Origin of the sequence: Streptomyces sp. NPDC002994, from assembly GCF_040611155.1 — a bacterium.
In the GTDB taxonomy this organism is placed as follows: Bacteria; Actinomycetota; Actinomycetes; order Streptomycetales; family Streptomycetaceae; genus Streptomyces.
In genome coordinates this window covers 405,530-419,386 of record NZ_JBEXNQ010000001.1, presented here as the reverse complement: position 1 = coordinate 419,386, position 13,857 = coordinate 405,530, and the positions used below count along the sequence as shown (strand labels likewise).

At 71.0% G+C, this 13,857-nt stretch carries 12 protein-coding genes; 6 read left to right on the top strand and 6 right to left on the bottom strand.

The genetic code is table 11. The annotated features are described in order from the left end of the window. Positions 1 to 191: 191 nt before the first annotated feature. Positions 192 to 1,976, bottom strand: coding sequence for an ABC transporter ATP-binding protein (locus ABZX79_RS01805; RefSeq protein ID WP_355249965.1), 1,785 nt, complete (start codon positions 1,974 to 1,976; stop codon positions 192 to 194). 41 nt (positions 1,977 to 2,017) lie between these two features. Beyond that, on the bottom strand, positions 2,018 to 3,715 hold the full coding sequence (locus ABZX79_RS01800; RefSeq protein ID WP_355249963.1) for an ABC transporter ATP-binding protein: 1,698 nt from the start codon (positions 3,713 to 3,715) through the stop codon (positions 2,018 to 2,020). Positions 3,716 to 3,938: 223 nt separating this feature from the next. Between ABZX79_RS01800 and ABZX79_RS01795 the strand changes: the two genes are divergently transcribed. The 6 genes from ABZX79_RS01795 to ABZX79_RS01770 all read left to right on the top strand — a co-directional run bounded on the left by ABZX79_RS01795 (position 3,939) and on the right by ABZX79_RS01770 (position 9,403). Then, positions 3,939 to 5,009 carry an iron chelate uptake ABC transporter family permease subunit gene (locus ABZX79_RS01795; RefSeq protein ID WP_355250081.1) on the top strand — a complete coding sequence of 357 codons (1,071 nt, stop codon included), beginning with the start codon at positions 3,939 to 3,941 and terminating at the stop codon, positions 5,007 to 5,009. After that, positions 5,006 to 6,094: an iron chelate uptake ABC transporter family permease subunit gene (locus tag ABZX79_RS01790; RefSeq protein ID WP_355249961.1), complete on the top strand. Its 1,089-nt coding sequence runs from the start codon at positions 5,006 to 5,008 to the stop codon at positions 6,092 to 6,094. Before ABZX79_RS01795 ends, ABZX79_RS01790 begins: the two co-directional genes overlap by 4 nt. Continuing rightward, a complete protein-coding gene (locus ABZX79_RS01785) occupies positions 6,091 to 6,936 on the top strand; it encodes an ABC transporter ATP-binding protein (protein ID WP_355249959.1) in 846 nt (281 codons plus the stop codon). The genes ABZX79_RS01790 and ABZX79_RS01785 overlap by 4 nt, the downstream gene beginning before the upstream one ends. 18 nt (positions 6,937 to 6,954) lie before the next feature. Then, positions 6,955 to 8,532, top strand: coding sequence for an amidohydrolase (locus ABZX79_RS01780; RefSeq protein ID WP_355249957.1), 1,578 nt, complete (start codon positions 6,955 to 6,957; stop codon positions 8,530 to 8,532). Then, positions 8,529 to 8,762, top strand: a complete 234-nt coding sequence (locus tag ABZX79_RS01775) for a hypothetical protein (protein ID WP_355249955.1) — start codon at positions 8,529 to 8,531, stop codon at positions 8,760 to 8,762. Before ABZX79_RS01780 ends, ABZX79_RS01775 begins: the two co-directional genes overlap by 4 nt. A 146-nt stretch (positions 8,763 to 8,908) precedes the next feature. Then, the gene (locus tag ABZX79_RS01770) at positions 8,909 to 9,403 is read left to right on the top strand and encodes a GNAT family N-acetyltransferase (RefSeq protein WP_355250078.1); all 495 of its coding nucleotides are present in this window, start codon (positions 8,909 to 8,911) and stop codon (positions 9,401 to 9,403) included. Positions 9,404 to 9,630: 227 nt separating this feature from the next. Here the strand turns inward: ABZX79_RS01770 and ABZX79_RS01765 are convergent, their stop codons facing one another. Genes ABZX79_RS01765 through argC form a run of 4 tightly spaced genes read right to left on the bottom strand, consistent with a single transcriptional unit; the run spans position 9,631 to position 13,848 of the window. Further along, the gene (locus ABZX79_RS01765; protein WP_355249953.1) at positions 9,631 to 10,815 is read right to left on the bottom strand and encodes an acetylornithine transaminase; all 1,185 of its coding nucleotides are present in this window, start codon (positions 10,813 to 10,815) and stop codon (positions 9,631 to 9,633) included. Then, positions 10,812 to 11,666 carry an acetylglutamate kinase gene (argB, locus tag ABZX79_RS01760; protein WP_355249951.1) on the bottom strand — a complete coding sequence of 285 codons (855 nt, stop codon included), beginning with the start codon at positions 11,664 to 11,666 and terminating at the stop codon, positions 10,812 to 10,814. The genes ABZX79_RS01765 and argB overlap by 4 nt, the downstream gene beginning before the upstream one ends. Continuing rightward, complete coding sequence (gene argJ, locus ABZX79_RS01755) at positions 11,663 to 12,817, bottom strand: bifunctional glutamate N-acetyltransferase/amino-acid acetyltransferase ArgJ (protein ID WP_355249949.1); 1,155 nt, start codon at positions 12,815 to 12,817, stop codon at positions 11,663 to 11,665. Before argJ ends, argB begins: the two co-directional genes overlap by 4 nt. Next, a complete protein-coding gene (argC, locus tag ABZX79_RS01750) occupies positions 12,814 to 13,848 on the bottom strand; it encodes an N-acetyl-gamma-glutamyl-phosphate reductase (RefSeq protein WP_355249947.1) in 1,035 nt (344 codons plus the stop codon). Before argC ends, argJ begins: the two co-directional genes overlap by 4 nt. Positions 13,849 to 13,857 lie beyond the last annotated feature (9 nt).

Sequence of the window (13,857 nt, the reverse complement as noted above, 5' to 3'; positions counted from 1 at the left end):
GCGTCCGGGGTCTGGGGCGGAGCCCCAGCAACCCCCGGCCGCTCCAGCCCGTCCGGCGTTTGAGGACCGGGGTCTGGGGCGGAGCCCCAGTTCGGGAAGGGGCGGGTAAGGGAAAGGCCCGCCGCAGGCGCCAATGCGTAGGCCCGCCGGGATTACCCGGCGGGCCTCACGCAAACCTGGTGCGGCGCCGCTCAGGCCTCCGCCGGCTGCCGCCGCGTGTCCGACCACGCCGCCCACAGCGCCGCATAGCGCCCACCCGCCGCCACCAACTCCTCATGCGTACCCGTCTCGACTACCCGGCCCTGATCGAGGACGACAACCCGGTCCGCGGTAGCCGCCTGCGGCAACCGGTGGGCCACCATCAGGCCCGTACGCCCCTCCAGCGCCTGAAGCGCGGCCGTCTCCAGGACACGCGCGCCCGCGCTGCCGGCGTCCGCCGTCGCCTCGTCCAGGATCGCGACCGGCGGGTCGGCGAGGACGAGGCGGGCCAGGGCCAGATGCTGGGCCTGGGTCACCGTCAGCCGGTGTCCGCCCTCGCCGACGACCGTCTCCAGCCCGTCGGACAGCGCCTCCACCCAGTCCAGCGCACTGACCTTGGCGAGCGCGGCCCGCAGCTCCTCGTCGGTGGACTCCGGCCGGGCGAGCCGCAGATCCTCGGACAGCGGCCCGGCGAACACGTGGACTTCCTGGCTGATCAGCGTCACTGCCCGCCGCATGCCGGCGGGTCCGAGCTCCTGCGCGTCCACACCACCCAGGGTGATGACCCCCTCGGACGGCTGGTGGATGCCGGCGATCAGCTTCGCCAGCGTGGTCTTGCCTGCCCCGCTCGCGCCGACCAGCGCCACCCGCTCCCCGCTGCGCACCTCCAGGTCCACCTCGCGCAGTACGGGATGCCCGGACACGTACGCATGGCTGAGCGCGGAGACCTTGACCGAACCGTCCACCGGTACGGAGGGCCGGTCCGGCTCCCGCTCCCCGGGCAGATTCGACACGCCGACCAGCCGCGCCAGGCTGGCACCGGCGGACTGCGCCTCGTCGATGAGGAAGAGCGCGGCGTTGACGGGATTGAACAGGCTGTGGAAGTACAGCGCCGCCGCGGTCGCCGTGCCGATGCTCACGGAACCATTGCCGACCAGGATGAATCCGGTGACCAGGACCGACGTCAGACCGACGAACTCGGCGAGGTTGAGCCTCGAGAAGAACCCGGAAACGAGCCGGATGGCGCGCAGCGCGAGGCTGACGGATTCCTGCGACCGCTGTTCCAGCAGCTCCGCGTGCCGGTCGTTCAGCCGGAACGCGCGCACTGTCCGGACCCCGCCGAAGCTGTCGAGAAGCTGGTGCTGCAGGGCGCCGGTCGCCACCCCGTGCTTGGCGTACAGGGGCGTGGCGCGCGGCATGTACCAGCGCACGGTGAGGACGTGGATCGGCATGGCCACCAGGACGGCGGGAAGGAAGCGCCAGTCCAGCACGGTGAGGCCGACCAGCGTCAGAGCGATCGTGAGCAGGGCGCCGGCGAACTCGGGCAGCGCCTGGCGTACCGCCTTGGCTATTCGGGTCACATCGCCGGTCACCCGGGAGGTCAGATCGCCCGAACCGGCCTGTTCCACGCGTTCGAGCGGAAGTCGCAGCGCCCGCTCGATGAACCGCTCACGCAGACTCGCGAGTACGGTCTCGCCGAGCCGGGCGACGAGCGACGTGCCGATCGCGGTCGCGACGCCCCTGGCCACCGCCACCGCGAGGAGGAGGACCATCGGCACCACCAGCGCCTCGGCGCCCCGGTGCTCGACGACCAGGTCGACGATGCGACCGAGCAGCGGGGCGGTCAGCAGACCGATGCCCGTGCCGACGACCAGCACGGTCACCGCGGACACCGTCAGCAACCGGTGACGGCGCAGCAACGTACCAACGACGGCGAGTGTTTGGGCGCCGGTGGCGATCGGCAGGAGTTCGCGTTCCGGCGCGCTGGTTTCGCTCATCGTCCGTCCTTCGTCGTTCGCGCGTTCTGTATGGGCGGACGTCACGTCAGTACCACCGAGCGGTACGCCGCGTCCGTGGCCACAAGCTCCGGATGGCGGCCGTCCGCCGTCACGGCCCCGTCGTCGAGCACCACGACGCGATCCGTCACGGCGAGCAGAGCGGGGCTGGTGGTGACCAGGATCGTGGTGCGGCCACGGCGGAGTTCCCGCAGGCGGGCGGCGATCCGGGACTCGGTGACCGTGTCGACGGCGGTGGTCGGGTCGTGGACGACCAGCACCGGGTGATCCGCGGCGAGCGCCCGCGCCAGCGCGACCCGCTGTCGCTGCCCGCCGGACAGCGACCGTCCGCGCTCGGTGAGCATGGTGTCCACACCCTGGGGCAGGGCACGTGCGACGTCGTCCGCCGCCGAGGCTTTCAGCGCGGGCTCAACATCCGCCGTACCGCCGCCCGTTCCGGCCAGCACGTTGTCGAGCAGGCTGCTCTCGAACAGGGCCGCGTCGTGGTGCGCGACCAGGATCGCCCGGCGTACGCCGTCGGGGTCGAGACCGGCCAGAGACACGCCGTCGAGCTCGATCGTCCCTTCGGCAGGGTCTATTTCCCTGCCCAGGCACAGCAGCAGGTCGGCCGCAGCGGCCGGGTCCTTGGCGACGACGCCGACCAGACTTCCAGGGGTGACGTCGAGGTCGACCCCGCGCAGCGCACCGTGCGTGACGCCGCGCAGCCGGAGCCGCCCGGCGACCTGGTCGGGCAGCGCGGCGGACCCCGCTGTCACGGCGGGGGCCGACGCCAGTACCTCCGCGATCCGGTCGGCGGACGCGCGGCCCTGGGCGAATTCGCCGTTGACGTACGTGAGGAGCTGGAACGGCCCCAGCAGGAACTGTGCGAGTCCGACCGCCGCCACCAGGTCGCCGACGCTGATCGCGCCGCTCATGGCCAGATGCGCGCCGACCAGCCCGATGACGGCGATGAAGATCCCGGTCAGGGCCAGGATCGCGCCGTCGTGCCAGGCGCGGCTCCCGGCGGCCCGCAGTGCGGCCGCCAGCGAGTCCTGGCTGGTCCGCCGGTACCGGGACACCGCGGCCTGTTCGGCGCCGATGCCCTTGAGTACGCGCAGTCCCGCGACGAGGTCGGCGGCGACGCCGGAGGCGTGTGCGGCGCGTTCCTGCTCGACCTCACTGCGGCGTTCGAGGGGTTGGCTGATGCGGTGACCGATCCACAGCAGGGGCGGGATGCCGAGCAGTACGAGCAGCCCGAGCGGCACCGAGATCCGCAGCAGTACCACCGCGCTGATGACCAGTCCGGCGACCGCCGATATCCCGTAGGGCAACGCGGCCGCGACCGCGCCCACCCGGGCGGCGTCGCCGGTGGCGATGGAGGTCAGCTCGCCCGGGAGCCGGCCCGTGTCCGCGCCGCCGCTCGGGTTGAGCACCCTGGCGCCGAGATCGAGCCGCAGCCGGTGCGCGGCCCGTTCGCCGGCCCCGTCGGTGATCCTCGCGGAGGTGCGGTAGCACGTGGACAGGACGAAGAAGAGTACGGCGAGTACCACCAGCCAGCGCAGCAGGGCGCTGGAGGAACCGGTCGCGACCGCCTCGTCGATGATCAGGCCGATGACGACGGGAACCATCGCCTCACAACCCTGGTGGGCCATGCCGAGGAGCGATGCCCCGGCGACGTGGCGACGCTGGCCCCTGATCGCCCTCCGGAGGACATGGCCCCCCGTCGGTCCTCCATCGAGCATGCGGTACCTCCGCGGAGACGGTTGGATGGTTAGGTAAGGCTACTCTAATGAGCGTTCGGGCCAAGGGTTCGCGTCGGCCTTGCCTACGCGCCGTACTGGCGGGATACGCCTGCTCGTTGACCGTGCAGAGCGGTTCGGTTAGGCTCACCTAAGTCACTGTTTGTTGTGCGTACGTGACATTTCTTCGCGTGATGCGCACTCTGCCGCCGGGGGGTAGTACTTGTTGTCGGTCGAGGCGCAGGTGGCATCCGGGAGCGTTGACGACGACCCACCCGCGCCCCCGAATCGCCGGGTCGCGGCGGCGGCACTGCGCGGCCTGGGACTGCTCGTGGCTCTTGGCGCGCTGATCCTGATCGCCCTGCTCGGTGTGTGGCTGGGGACCAGAGACATCCCGTTCACCTCGACGTGGAACGTGCTGTGGCACAACGACGGGTCGGACACCGCGGTCATCATCCACGATTACCGGATACCCCGGACCCTGCTCGGCCTCCTGGTGGGCGTGGCCCTGGGACTCTCGGGGGCGTTGATGCAGGCGCTGACCCGCAATCCGCTGGCCGACCCCGGTCTGCTCGGGGTGAGCCTGGGCGCCTCGACCGGCGTGGTCGTGGCCATCGCGTTCCTCGGCGTGGGATCGGCCCTCGGCTATGTGTGGTTCGCCTTCCTCGGCGCGGCTCTCGCATCCGTCGTGGTCTACGTGCTCGGCTCGTCCGGCCGGACACTGGCGACCCCCGACCGGCTGGTTGTCGCGGGTGCGGCGGTCACAGCGGTGCTGTTCGCCTTCAACTCAGCCGTACTGCTGCTCAACCCGCGGGCATTCGACCAGTTCCGGTTCTGGACGGTGGGTGCGCTCGCCGGCCGTAACTTCGAGATCGTGTACGTCACCCTGCCCTTCGTCGTGGTGGGCCTCGTTATCGCCCTCGGGCTCGCCCCCTCGCTCAACGCACTCGCCATGGGCGACCAGTTGGGACGCGCGCTCGGTGTCAACGTCGGCCGGACCCGCGTACTGGGCGTCGTCGCGGTGATGCTGCTGTGCGGTGCCGCCACCGCCGCGGCCGGGCCGATCAGCTTCGTCGGCCTAGCGGTGCCGCACGTGGCCCGCCTCCTGGTCGGCCCCGACCAGCGGTGGGTGCTGGCGTACTCGATGGTCCTCGCGCCGATCCTGCTGATCGGCGCGGACGTCGTCGGCCGCGTTCTGGGCGCTCCCGGAGAGCTCCAGGTCGGCATCATCACCGCGTTTCTCGGTGCACCGCTGTTCATCGCGCTGTGCCGCCGTCGAAAGCTGGCCATGCTGTGAGCACTGTCCGGGAGGCCGAGACCTCCGCCACCGACACGACCCGCGTCGTCAGCGGGCGGGTCATCCGTACCCGCAGCGGGCGTCTGTCTCTGCGAGTTCAGGGCCGCGCAGTCGCTGTGACGGTGGTGCTGCTGGTCGCGCTCACGACGGTCATGGGGATCGCCCTCACCACCGGGGACTTCGAGCTGTCGATCGCGGAAGTCCTTCAGGCCCTGGCCGGCAAGGGCTCCGGAGGCGCGGACTTCATCGTCAACACCCTGCGCATGCCACGACTGCTCACCGCGCTGTGCGTCGGAGCGGCGCTGGCGGTCAGCGGCGCGATCCTGCAGAGCCTGACCGGCAACTCGCTCGGCAGCCCGGACATCATCGGCTTCACGAGCGGGTCGGCGACCGGAGCGCTGCTGGTCATCGTCGTGCTTCACGGAAGCATGACCGAGATCGCTTTCGGGGCACTGATCGGCGGGCTGGCCACGGCCGCCGCGATGTACCTGCTGGTCTTCAGCGGCGGCCTGCAAGGATTTCGGCTCGTCGTCATCGGGATCGGCGTGAGCGCCCTGCTGCTCGCCGTCAACTCCTACCTGATCACCCGGGCGAGCTGGCAGGAGGCGCTGGAGGCCCAGGCATGGCTGATCGGCAGCCTGGGCAACAGGGGCTGGGACCACGCGCTCGCGATCGTCATCGCCGTCGCGCTCCTGCTTCCGCCCGCTTTCTTCCTCGCCCGCCGACTGTCCATGGTGGAAATGGGCGACGACACGGCGAAGGCGCTCGGCGTCGACGTGACGCGCAGCCGGCTTCTGCTGCTCGGCATCAGCGTCGCGCTGGCCGCGTTCGCCACGGCGGTGACCGGTCCCATCTGGTTCATCGCACTCGCTGCCCCGCAGCTCGCCCGGAGGCTGACCCGGTCGTCCGGCCCCGCACTCGTCCCGGCCGCCCTGATGGGCGCCGTACTGCTGGCCGGGAGCGATCTCGCGGTGCAGCGGATCTTCTCACCCGCTCTCCTCCCGGTGGGTACGGCGACCGGCACCATCGGTGGGTTGTATCTCATCTGGCTGCTGGTCACAGAATCGCGAAAGAGCCGCGCATGACAGGAACGATTCCCCCGACGGCCCGGCTGCGCGCCGAGGACCTGACGCTCTCCTACGATCAGCGGACCGTGGCCACCGACCTCGGCGTCGTCATCCCCGACCACTCCTTCACGGTGATCGTCGGCCCGAACGCCTGCGGCAAGTCCACCCTGCTCAAGGCGCTGGCCCGAATGCTCAGGCCCAAGGCGGGAGAGGTCTATCTCGACGGGGCCGCCATCTCGTCGTACCGCTCCCGCGAAGTCGCGCGCCGGCTCGGCCTGCTCCCGCAGTCGTCGACCGCGCCGGGCGGCATCACCGTGGGAGACCTGGTGGCCCGCGGCCGCTACCCGCACCAGCGGATGCTCAAGCAGTGGTCCGCGGAGGACGAGTCCGCCGTGGCCGAGGCGATGCGCCAGACCGGCGTGCTCGAACTCGCCGACCGGCCCGTCGACGACCTCTCCGGCGGCCAGCGGCAACGCGTGTGGCTGTCCATGGTGCTGGCGCAGCAGACGTCCATCCTGCTGCTGGACGAACCGACGACCTTCCTCGACATCGCGCACCAGGTCGAGGTGCTGAACCTGTGCGCCGATCTGCATGAGCGCAAGGGCCACACCATCGTCGCGGTGCTGCACGACCTCAACCAGGCCTGCCGCTATGCCACCCACCTCGTGGTGATGAGGGCCGGCGGCACGGTCGCCGCCGAAGGCGACCCGGCGACGGTCATGACCGCCGAGCTGATCGAGGACGTGTTCGGCCTGCCCTGCCGGATCATCGACGACCCCGAAACCGGTACTCCGCTGATGGTGCCCACGGCCCGCAAGCGCCCTGCAATGGCAGGCGACGTGCTTGCGGATTCACCATAGGGACGGGACTGACTGCCCATGCTCTGTACGCGGCTGACGAACGCCCACTTCATCACCATGGATCCGGACCACCCCGTCGCCCACGACCTGGGCATCTGGCGCGGCCGGATCGTGGGCCTGGACGACGCGGTGACCTCACTGCCCGCCCGCGAGGTGATCGACCTCCAGGGCGCGACCGTGCTGCCCGGGTTCATCGACAGCCATGTACACCTGGCATGGACGGGGCTGAAGGCGACCACCCCGAGCGTCGCACCCTGCGAGCGGGTCGAGGACGTGCTCGCGGTCGTGGAAGAGGCTGTCTCCCGGAAGACTTCCCCCGGCGCATGGGTGGACATCGCCGGGTACGACCAGCGGGCCCTCGGGCGCCATCTGACCGCTGCCGAGCTCGACCGGGTCAGCCACGGCCGCAAGGTGTTCCTGATGCACGACTCCGGACACGCCTGCGTGGTCAACAGCGCCGTCCTGGACCTGCTGCCCGCTGATGTCCGCCACGCGGACGGATACCTCGCCGAGAGCGCCATGGGCGCCGCACGGAAGCTTCGACCGACCTACTCCCAGGACGAGTTGGCGGACGCGATCGCGCACGCCGGGCGAGTCTGTCTCTCGGAGGGAGTGACGGCCTGCGCCGAGGCGGGCATCGGTGGCGCTCTTTTCGGCCACAGCCCGGTCGAGCTGGGCGCCTATCAGCTGGTGCGGGAGCAGGGACGGCTGCCGCTGCGGGTGCAGCTGATGGTGGCTGCGGACACGCTGCACCCGGTCGGCTCGCACGAAGGCGACGGCATACCCCGGGCCCTCGACCTCGGCCTGCGCACCGGGTTCGGCGACGACTGGCTCTCTGTGGGCGCGCTCAAGCTATGGACCGACGGCGGCATGATGGCCCGTACCGCCGCACTGAGCAGCCCGTACCACGGTATGGAACACGCCGGGGAGCTGCAGGACGACCCCGAACTCCTCGCGGACACCATCGTGGACGGCCATCTCGCCGGGTGGCAGCTCGCCGTCCACGCCATCGGCGACCGCGCCGCCGACGTCGCCCTGGACGCCCTGGAACGGGCCCAGAGAATCCGGCCACGCCCGGACGCGAGGCACCGCGTCGAGCACGCCGGCCTGATCCGGCCGGACCAGCTTCCGCGATTCGCGCGACTCGGCGCGATCGCCGTGGTCCAGCCGAACTTCCTGCGCTACTTCGGCGACGACTACGCGTCGATCATGGGCGAGGACAGGGCGCCCTGGCTGTACCGGGGCAAGGGGTTCCTGGACCACGGCATCACGCTGGTGGGCAGCTCCGACCGTCCCGTCACGGACGGATCGCCGCTGCGGGCCATTCAGTTCATGGTCGAGCGCGCGTCGGAGTCCGGCCAGGTGATCGGCCCGGACGAGGGCATCACGGTCGACGAGGCCCTGCGCTCGTACACCGTCGGTGGAGCCTTCGCCTGTCACTGGGACGACAGCGCGGGCAGCCTCACCCCCGGAAAACGTGCCGATCTGGTCGTACTGGGAGACGACCCCCGGCGCGTCAGCACCTCACGCATTGGTGACATCGAAGTGGTCGCGACGTTCGTCGACGGCCGTGAGAGCGATAAGGCGGCGCTATGAGTACGAAGTTGGCAGACACCGAGCGGTACGCGTACCTGTGGCAGGCGTCCTCGTACCGGCATCAGTGGGTCATTTGGAACACCGCTGCGGAGACCATGGTCTTCGACACGCAGATCAACTGCCCTGTGGACATCGACGGGGAAGCGACCCTGCGCGAGGTCCTGCGCAGAATGCGCGAAGCCGGCGTACCGGAGAGCTTCGACTATCCGGGCCGTCCTTGCGCGGCGTAGGCGTGCCGTTTGGCCGAGAGCTTAGGTGAGGCTACCCTTATTTCATCTGGTGTCCCAGGTGCTGCGGTGGCTGAGCTGTCCTCCGCGCACGGGTGGGACCGAAGGAAGGGAAACCCTTGATCACGGCCGCCCCGCGCCTCGGCACACTGTCGTCACGCACCATCCTGCCTGCCCCGCTCGCTGTACGATCCGCGCTTCGCGAGGATGCCGCAGCCCTGGCGGCCCTGTCCCGGCCGTTCGTACGCATGGGCGCGCTGCGTGAGCGTTCCCTTTCCCTCTACGCCTCGGACGCGACCGACTTCCTGGTCGTGGAGGCCCGCGACGGCAGCCTCGACGGCTGTCTGGGACTGCGTGTTCACCCCGCAGACCCGGCCGACGGCCGCGGGCCCACGGGCGTCCTCTACAACTTCTGCGTCGCGCCGCGCAGGCAGGGCTGTGGACTGGGGGGTCAGCTCCTGCGTGCGGCGCTCGCCAAGGCGACGGCCCATTCGCTGGACGCCCTTTTCACCGCGACGACCGGTGGTGGCGACCTCTTCCTCCGGTACGGCTTCGCGCCCGCCCGCGCCGGCCTCGCGCCGAAGGCGTGGGCGAACTCCTTGGACCCCCGCCGTAATTCGCAGGTACTCGCCCGCGTGCTCTGACCCGCAGGGCCGGCGCGGAAGTCGTACGGGGGGCAAGCCCCCAGCCCTCCGGACGCCCTCCGGACGCCCTCCGGACGTGTCCTCAAACGCCGGACGGGCTGGATGGTTGCCGCATCATCCAGCCCCTCCGGCGTTTGAGGAGCGGGGGCTGGGGCGGAGCCCCAGTACGACTTCCGGGACCAGCCCCTGCTCTGCCACGACACGTGGCGCCGGCTCAGCCGCCCGGTTCAGGCGTCGAGAATGCCCGGCAGCGCCGCGATCAGCTCGTCCACCTGCGTCGCGCGGACGGTCAGCGCCGGAGCCAGCCGCACTGTCGTGGGGCCGGTGGCGTTGACGAGGAAGCCGGCGTCCTGCGCCGCCTTCTGTACGCGGGGTGCGACCGGTTCGGTGAGCACGACGCCGAGCAGCAACCCCGCGCCCCGGACATGGCTCACCCGCGCATGCTTCAGCCCCTCGATGTCGTACCGCAGCCGCTCACCCACCCTCGCGACATGTTCGAGGAGCCCCTCGCGCTCGATGGTCTCCAGTACGGCGATCCCGGCCGCGCAGGCCACCGGGTTGCCGCCGAAGGTCGAGCCGTGCTGGCCCGGCGTCAGCAGGTCGGCCGCCGGCCCGAACGCCACCGTGGCGCCGATCGGCAGCCCCCCGCCCAGCCCCTTCGCCAGCGTCACCACATCGGGGTCCGCGCCCTCCACCGCCTGATGGGCGAACCAGCGACCGGTGCGACCGATCCCCGTCTGGACCTCGTCGAGCACCAGCAGCGTGCCGGTGGCCCGGGTGATCTCACGGGCCGCCCGCAGATATCCCTCGGGTGCCGGGAGCACGCCGGCCTCGCCCTGCACCGGTTCGATGAAGACGGCCGCCGTCTCCTCCGTGACCGCCGCCCGCAGCGCCGTCACGTCACCGAACGGCACATGGGTCACGTCACCCGGCAGCGGCAGGAACGGTTCGCGTTTCGCCGGTTGGCCGGTAAGGGCGAGCGCCCCCATGGTGCGGCCGTGGAAGCCGCCCTGCGTCGCGACCAGACGCGGCCGCCCCGTCCGACGGGCGATCTTGAACGCCGCTTCGACCGCTTCCGTCCCGGAGTTGGCGAAGTACACTCGTCCCGGCCTTCCCATCAGCCGCACCAGCCGTTCGGCAAGCGCGACCGCGGGCTCGCAGACGTACAGGTTGGAGACGTGCCCCAGCCTGGCGACCTGGTCGCTCACCGCCGACACCACGGCGGGATGGGCGTGCCCCAGGGTGTTCACGGCGATCCCGCCGGTGAAGTCGACGTACGCGCGCCCGGACTCGTCCCATACGGTGCTGCCTTCGCCCCTGACCAGAGCCAGGGGCGGCGTACCGTAGTTGTCCATCATCACGGCACGCCAGCGATCCGTGAGGACCGGCCGGCCCAGTGTCCCGGCGGTCATGCGTCCCCCTCCTCGTCCGGAACCACGGTGGTGCCGAAGTGGTCGTCGCCGCCGAACACCCCGCGCAGCAGCGAGTGCGGCACCCGGCCGTCCAGCACGTGGGCCATGGGTACGCCCGCCCGGGCGGCCCGCAGGCACCCCTCCATCTTGGGGAGCATCCCGCCCGCCAACTCCGGCAGCAGCTTCTCCAGCCCGTCCGCCGTCAGGCGGTCGATCACCTCGGTGTCGTGCGGCCAGTTCGCGTACAGCCCCTCGACGTCGGTGAGCATCACCAGTTTCTCCGCGTCGAGGGCCACCGCCATCGCCGCCGCCGCGAGGTCGGCGTTGACGTTGTAGACCTGTCCGTCGGCGCCCCGGGCCACGGGGGAGACCACCGGGATACGGCCCTGCTCCAGCAGGGCCCGCACGGTGTCCGGGTTCACGTCGACGATGTCGCCGACCAGGCCGATGTCCACCGGCTCGCCGTCGACCCAGGCCGGTCGCCGCACGGCCGTCATGGTGTGCGCGTCCTCGCCCGACATCCCCACCGCGAACGGCCCGTGGCTGTTGATGAGTCCGACCAGCTCCCGCTGGACCTGACCCGTCAGCACCATCCGGACCACGTTCATGACCTCGGGAGTGGTCACCCTCAGCCCCGCCTCGAAGCGGACCTCCAGGTCGAGCCGGTCGAGCAGCGCGCTGATCTGCGGCCCGCCGCCGTGTACGACGACAGGGCGCAGCCCCGCGTGCCACAGCTCCACCACATCCTGGGCGAACGTCCGCTTCAGTTCCTCGTCCACCATGGCGTTGCCGCCGAACTTGATCACGACCGTCCGGCCCCGGAACTCCTCCAGCCGGGGGTGGGCGCTCATGAGCTGTACGCGCTGTTCTCGTGGACGTACTCGGCGGTGAGGTCATTGGTCCAGATCACCGCAGACTCGTCACCGGAGCGCAGGTCGATCGTGACCGTGATCTGACGCCCCGACAGGTCGACCTTGTCACGGGACTCTCCCGCCGCGCCGTCCCGGCACACCCAGACGCCGTTGATGGCCACATCCAGGTGGTCGGGGTCGAAAACGGCCGGCGTCGTGCCGATGGCCGACAGCACCCGTCCCCAGTTCGGGTCCTCCCCGTGCAGCGCGCACTTGAGCAGATTGTTCCTGGCCACGGACTTGCCCACCGTCACGGCGTCCCCCTCCGAGGCCGCGCCGATGACCTCCACCTCGATCTCCTTCGAGGCGCCCTCCGCGTCCGCGACCAACTGCCGTGCCAGATCCAGACAGACCGTGTGCACGGTCTCGGCGAAGAAGTCAGGGTCCGGTGTGACCCCGGAAGCGCCCGACGCGAGGAGCAGTACCGTGTCGTTGGTGGACATGCAGCCGTCCGAGTCCACCCGGTCGAAGGTGGTACGGACAGCCTCCCGCAGCGCGGAATCGAGACCCGCCGCGGTCACCTCGGCGTCCGTCGTGAGCACCACCAGCATGGTGGCCAGACCGGGCGCGAGCATGCCCGCGCCCTTCGCCATACCGCCCACCGTCCAGCCGCCCGGTCCGGAGACCACCGCCGTCTTGTGCACCGAATCCGTCGTCTTGATCGCGACGGCCGCCTCCACGCCGCGCTCGGGCGACAGTCGCTCGGCGGCCGCGTCGATTCCCGCCGTGACCCTGTCCATCGGCAGCGGAATGCCGATGAGTCCGGTGGAACACACCGCGATCTCGTCCGGACCCACCCCCACGGCCCGCGCCGTGTGCTCGGCCATCACCCGCGCGTCCACGGCGCCTGCGGGCCCCGTACAGGCGTTGGCGCCCCCGGAGTTGAGGACGACCCCGGATATCCGGCCGTCGGCCAGCACCCGCCGGGACCAGCGGACGGGAGCGGCCTGGACCCGGTTGGAGGTGAACACACCGGCAGCCGCGCGCGACGGGCCGCGGTTCACCACCAGCGCCAGGTCGGGATCGCCGGAGTCCTTGATCCCGGCGGCCACACCGCTCGCGAGGAATCCCTGTGCAGCGGTTACGGTCACGGAGCCACTCCATTCGTGGGCAGGCCCAGCCCTTCCGGCAGGCCGAGGGCGACATTCATGCTCTGCACCGCGCCACCGGCGGTGCCCTTCGTCAGGTTGTCGATCGCGCTCACGCAGATCAGGCGACCGGTCTGCTCGTCCACCGCCACCTGCACCTGCGTGCTGTTGGCGCCGAGTACGGCGGCGGTCGACGGCCACTGCCCGGCCGGCAGCAGCCGTACGAACGGCTCGTCGGCGTATGCGGCTTCGTACGCCGCCCGCACTTCTCGCGGTCCGGCACCGGCCTCCGGGCGCAGGCGGGCCGAGCAGGTGGCGAGGATGCCACGGGCCATCGGGGCCAGCGTCGGCGTGAACGACACGGCCACTCGCTCGCCCGCCACCCGCGACAGGTTCTGCGTCAGCTCCGGCGTGTGCCGGTGGCCGCCTCCGACTCCGTACGGACTCATCGCGCCCATCACTTCGGAGCCGAGCAGCTGGGGCTTGACCGCACGGCCCGCGCCCGAGGCCCCGCTCGCCGCGACGATCACCGCCTCAGGCTCCACCAGGCCGGCAGCGTAGGCCGGGTACAGCGCCAGGGTCACCGCTGTCGGGTAGCAGCCGGGTACGGCCACCCGCGTCGCGCCCTTCAGTTCTTCTCGTACGCCGGGGAGTTCGGGCAGTCCGTAGGGCCAGGTACCGGCATGAGCCGAGCCGTAGAACCGCTCCCAGTCGGCGGGGTCGCGCAGCCGGAAGTCCGCGCCGCAGTCGACGATCAGCGTTTCGGGGTCCAGCTGCTCCGCGAGCGCGGCCGACTGGCCGTGCGGCAGAGCCAGGAACACCACGTCATGGCCGCTGAGCGACGCGGCCGAGGTCTCCACGAGTACCCGGTCCGCGAGGGCGGCCAGATGGGGCTGTACCTCCCCGAGCGTGCGGCCCGCGCTGCTGTGCGCGGCGACCGCCCCGATCTCCACGCCGGGATGGGACACCAGCAGGCGCAGGATCTCCCCTCCGGCGTAGCCACTCGCTCCGGCCACCGCGACCCGTACCGTCATATTGTTCGT

Bases quoted from the DNA above. Each gene is read 5' to 3' on its own strand.
- ABZX79_RS01805 (WP_355249965.1), bottom strand. From the start codon at position 1,976: ATGAGCGAAACCAGCGCGCCGGAACGCGAACTCCTGCCGATCGCCACC.
- ABZX79_RS01765 (WP_355249953.1), bottom strand. From the start codon at position 10,815: ATGACCGCCGGGACACTGGGCCGGCCGGTCCTCACGGATCGCTGGCGT.
- ABZX79_RS01775 (WP_355249955.1), top strand. From the start codon at position 8,529: ATGAGTACGAAGTTGGCAGACACCGAGCGGTACGCGTACCTGTGGCAG.
- ABZX79_RS01780 (WP_355249957.1), top strand. From the start codon at position 6,955: ATGCTCTGTACGCGGCTGACGAACGCCCACTTCATCACCATGGATCCG.
- ABZX79_RS01800 (WP_355249963.1), bottom strand. From the start codon at position 3,715: ATGCTCGATGGAGGACCGACGGGGGGCCATGTCCTCCGGAGGGCGATC.
- argC (WP_355249947.1), bottom strand. From the start codon at position 13,848: ATGACGGTACGGGTCGCGGTGGCCGGAGCGAGTGGCTACGCCGGAGGG.
- ABZX79_RS01785 (WP_355249959.1), top strand. From the start codon at position 6,091: ATGACAGGAACGATTCCCCCGACGGCCCGGCTGCGCGCCGAGGACCTG.
- argB (WP_355249951.1), bottom strand. From the start codon at position 11,666: ATGAGCGCCCACCCCCGGCTGGAGGAGTTCCGGGGCCGGACGGTCGTG.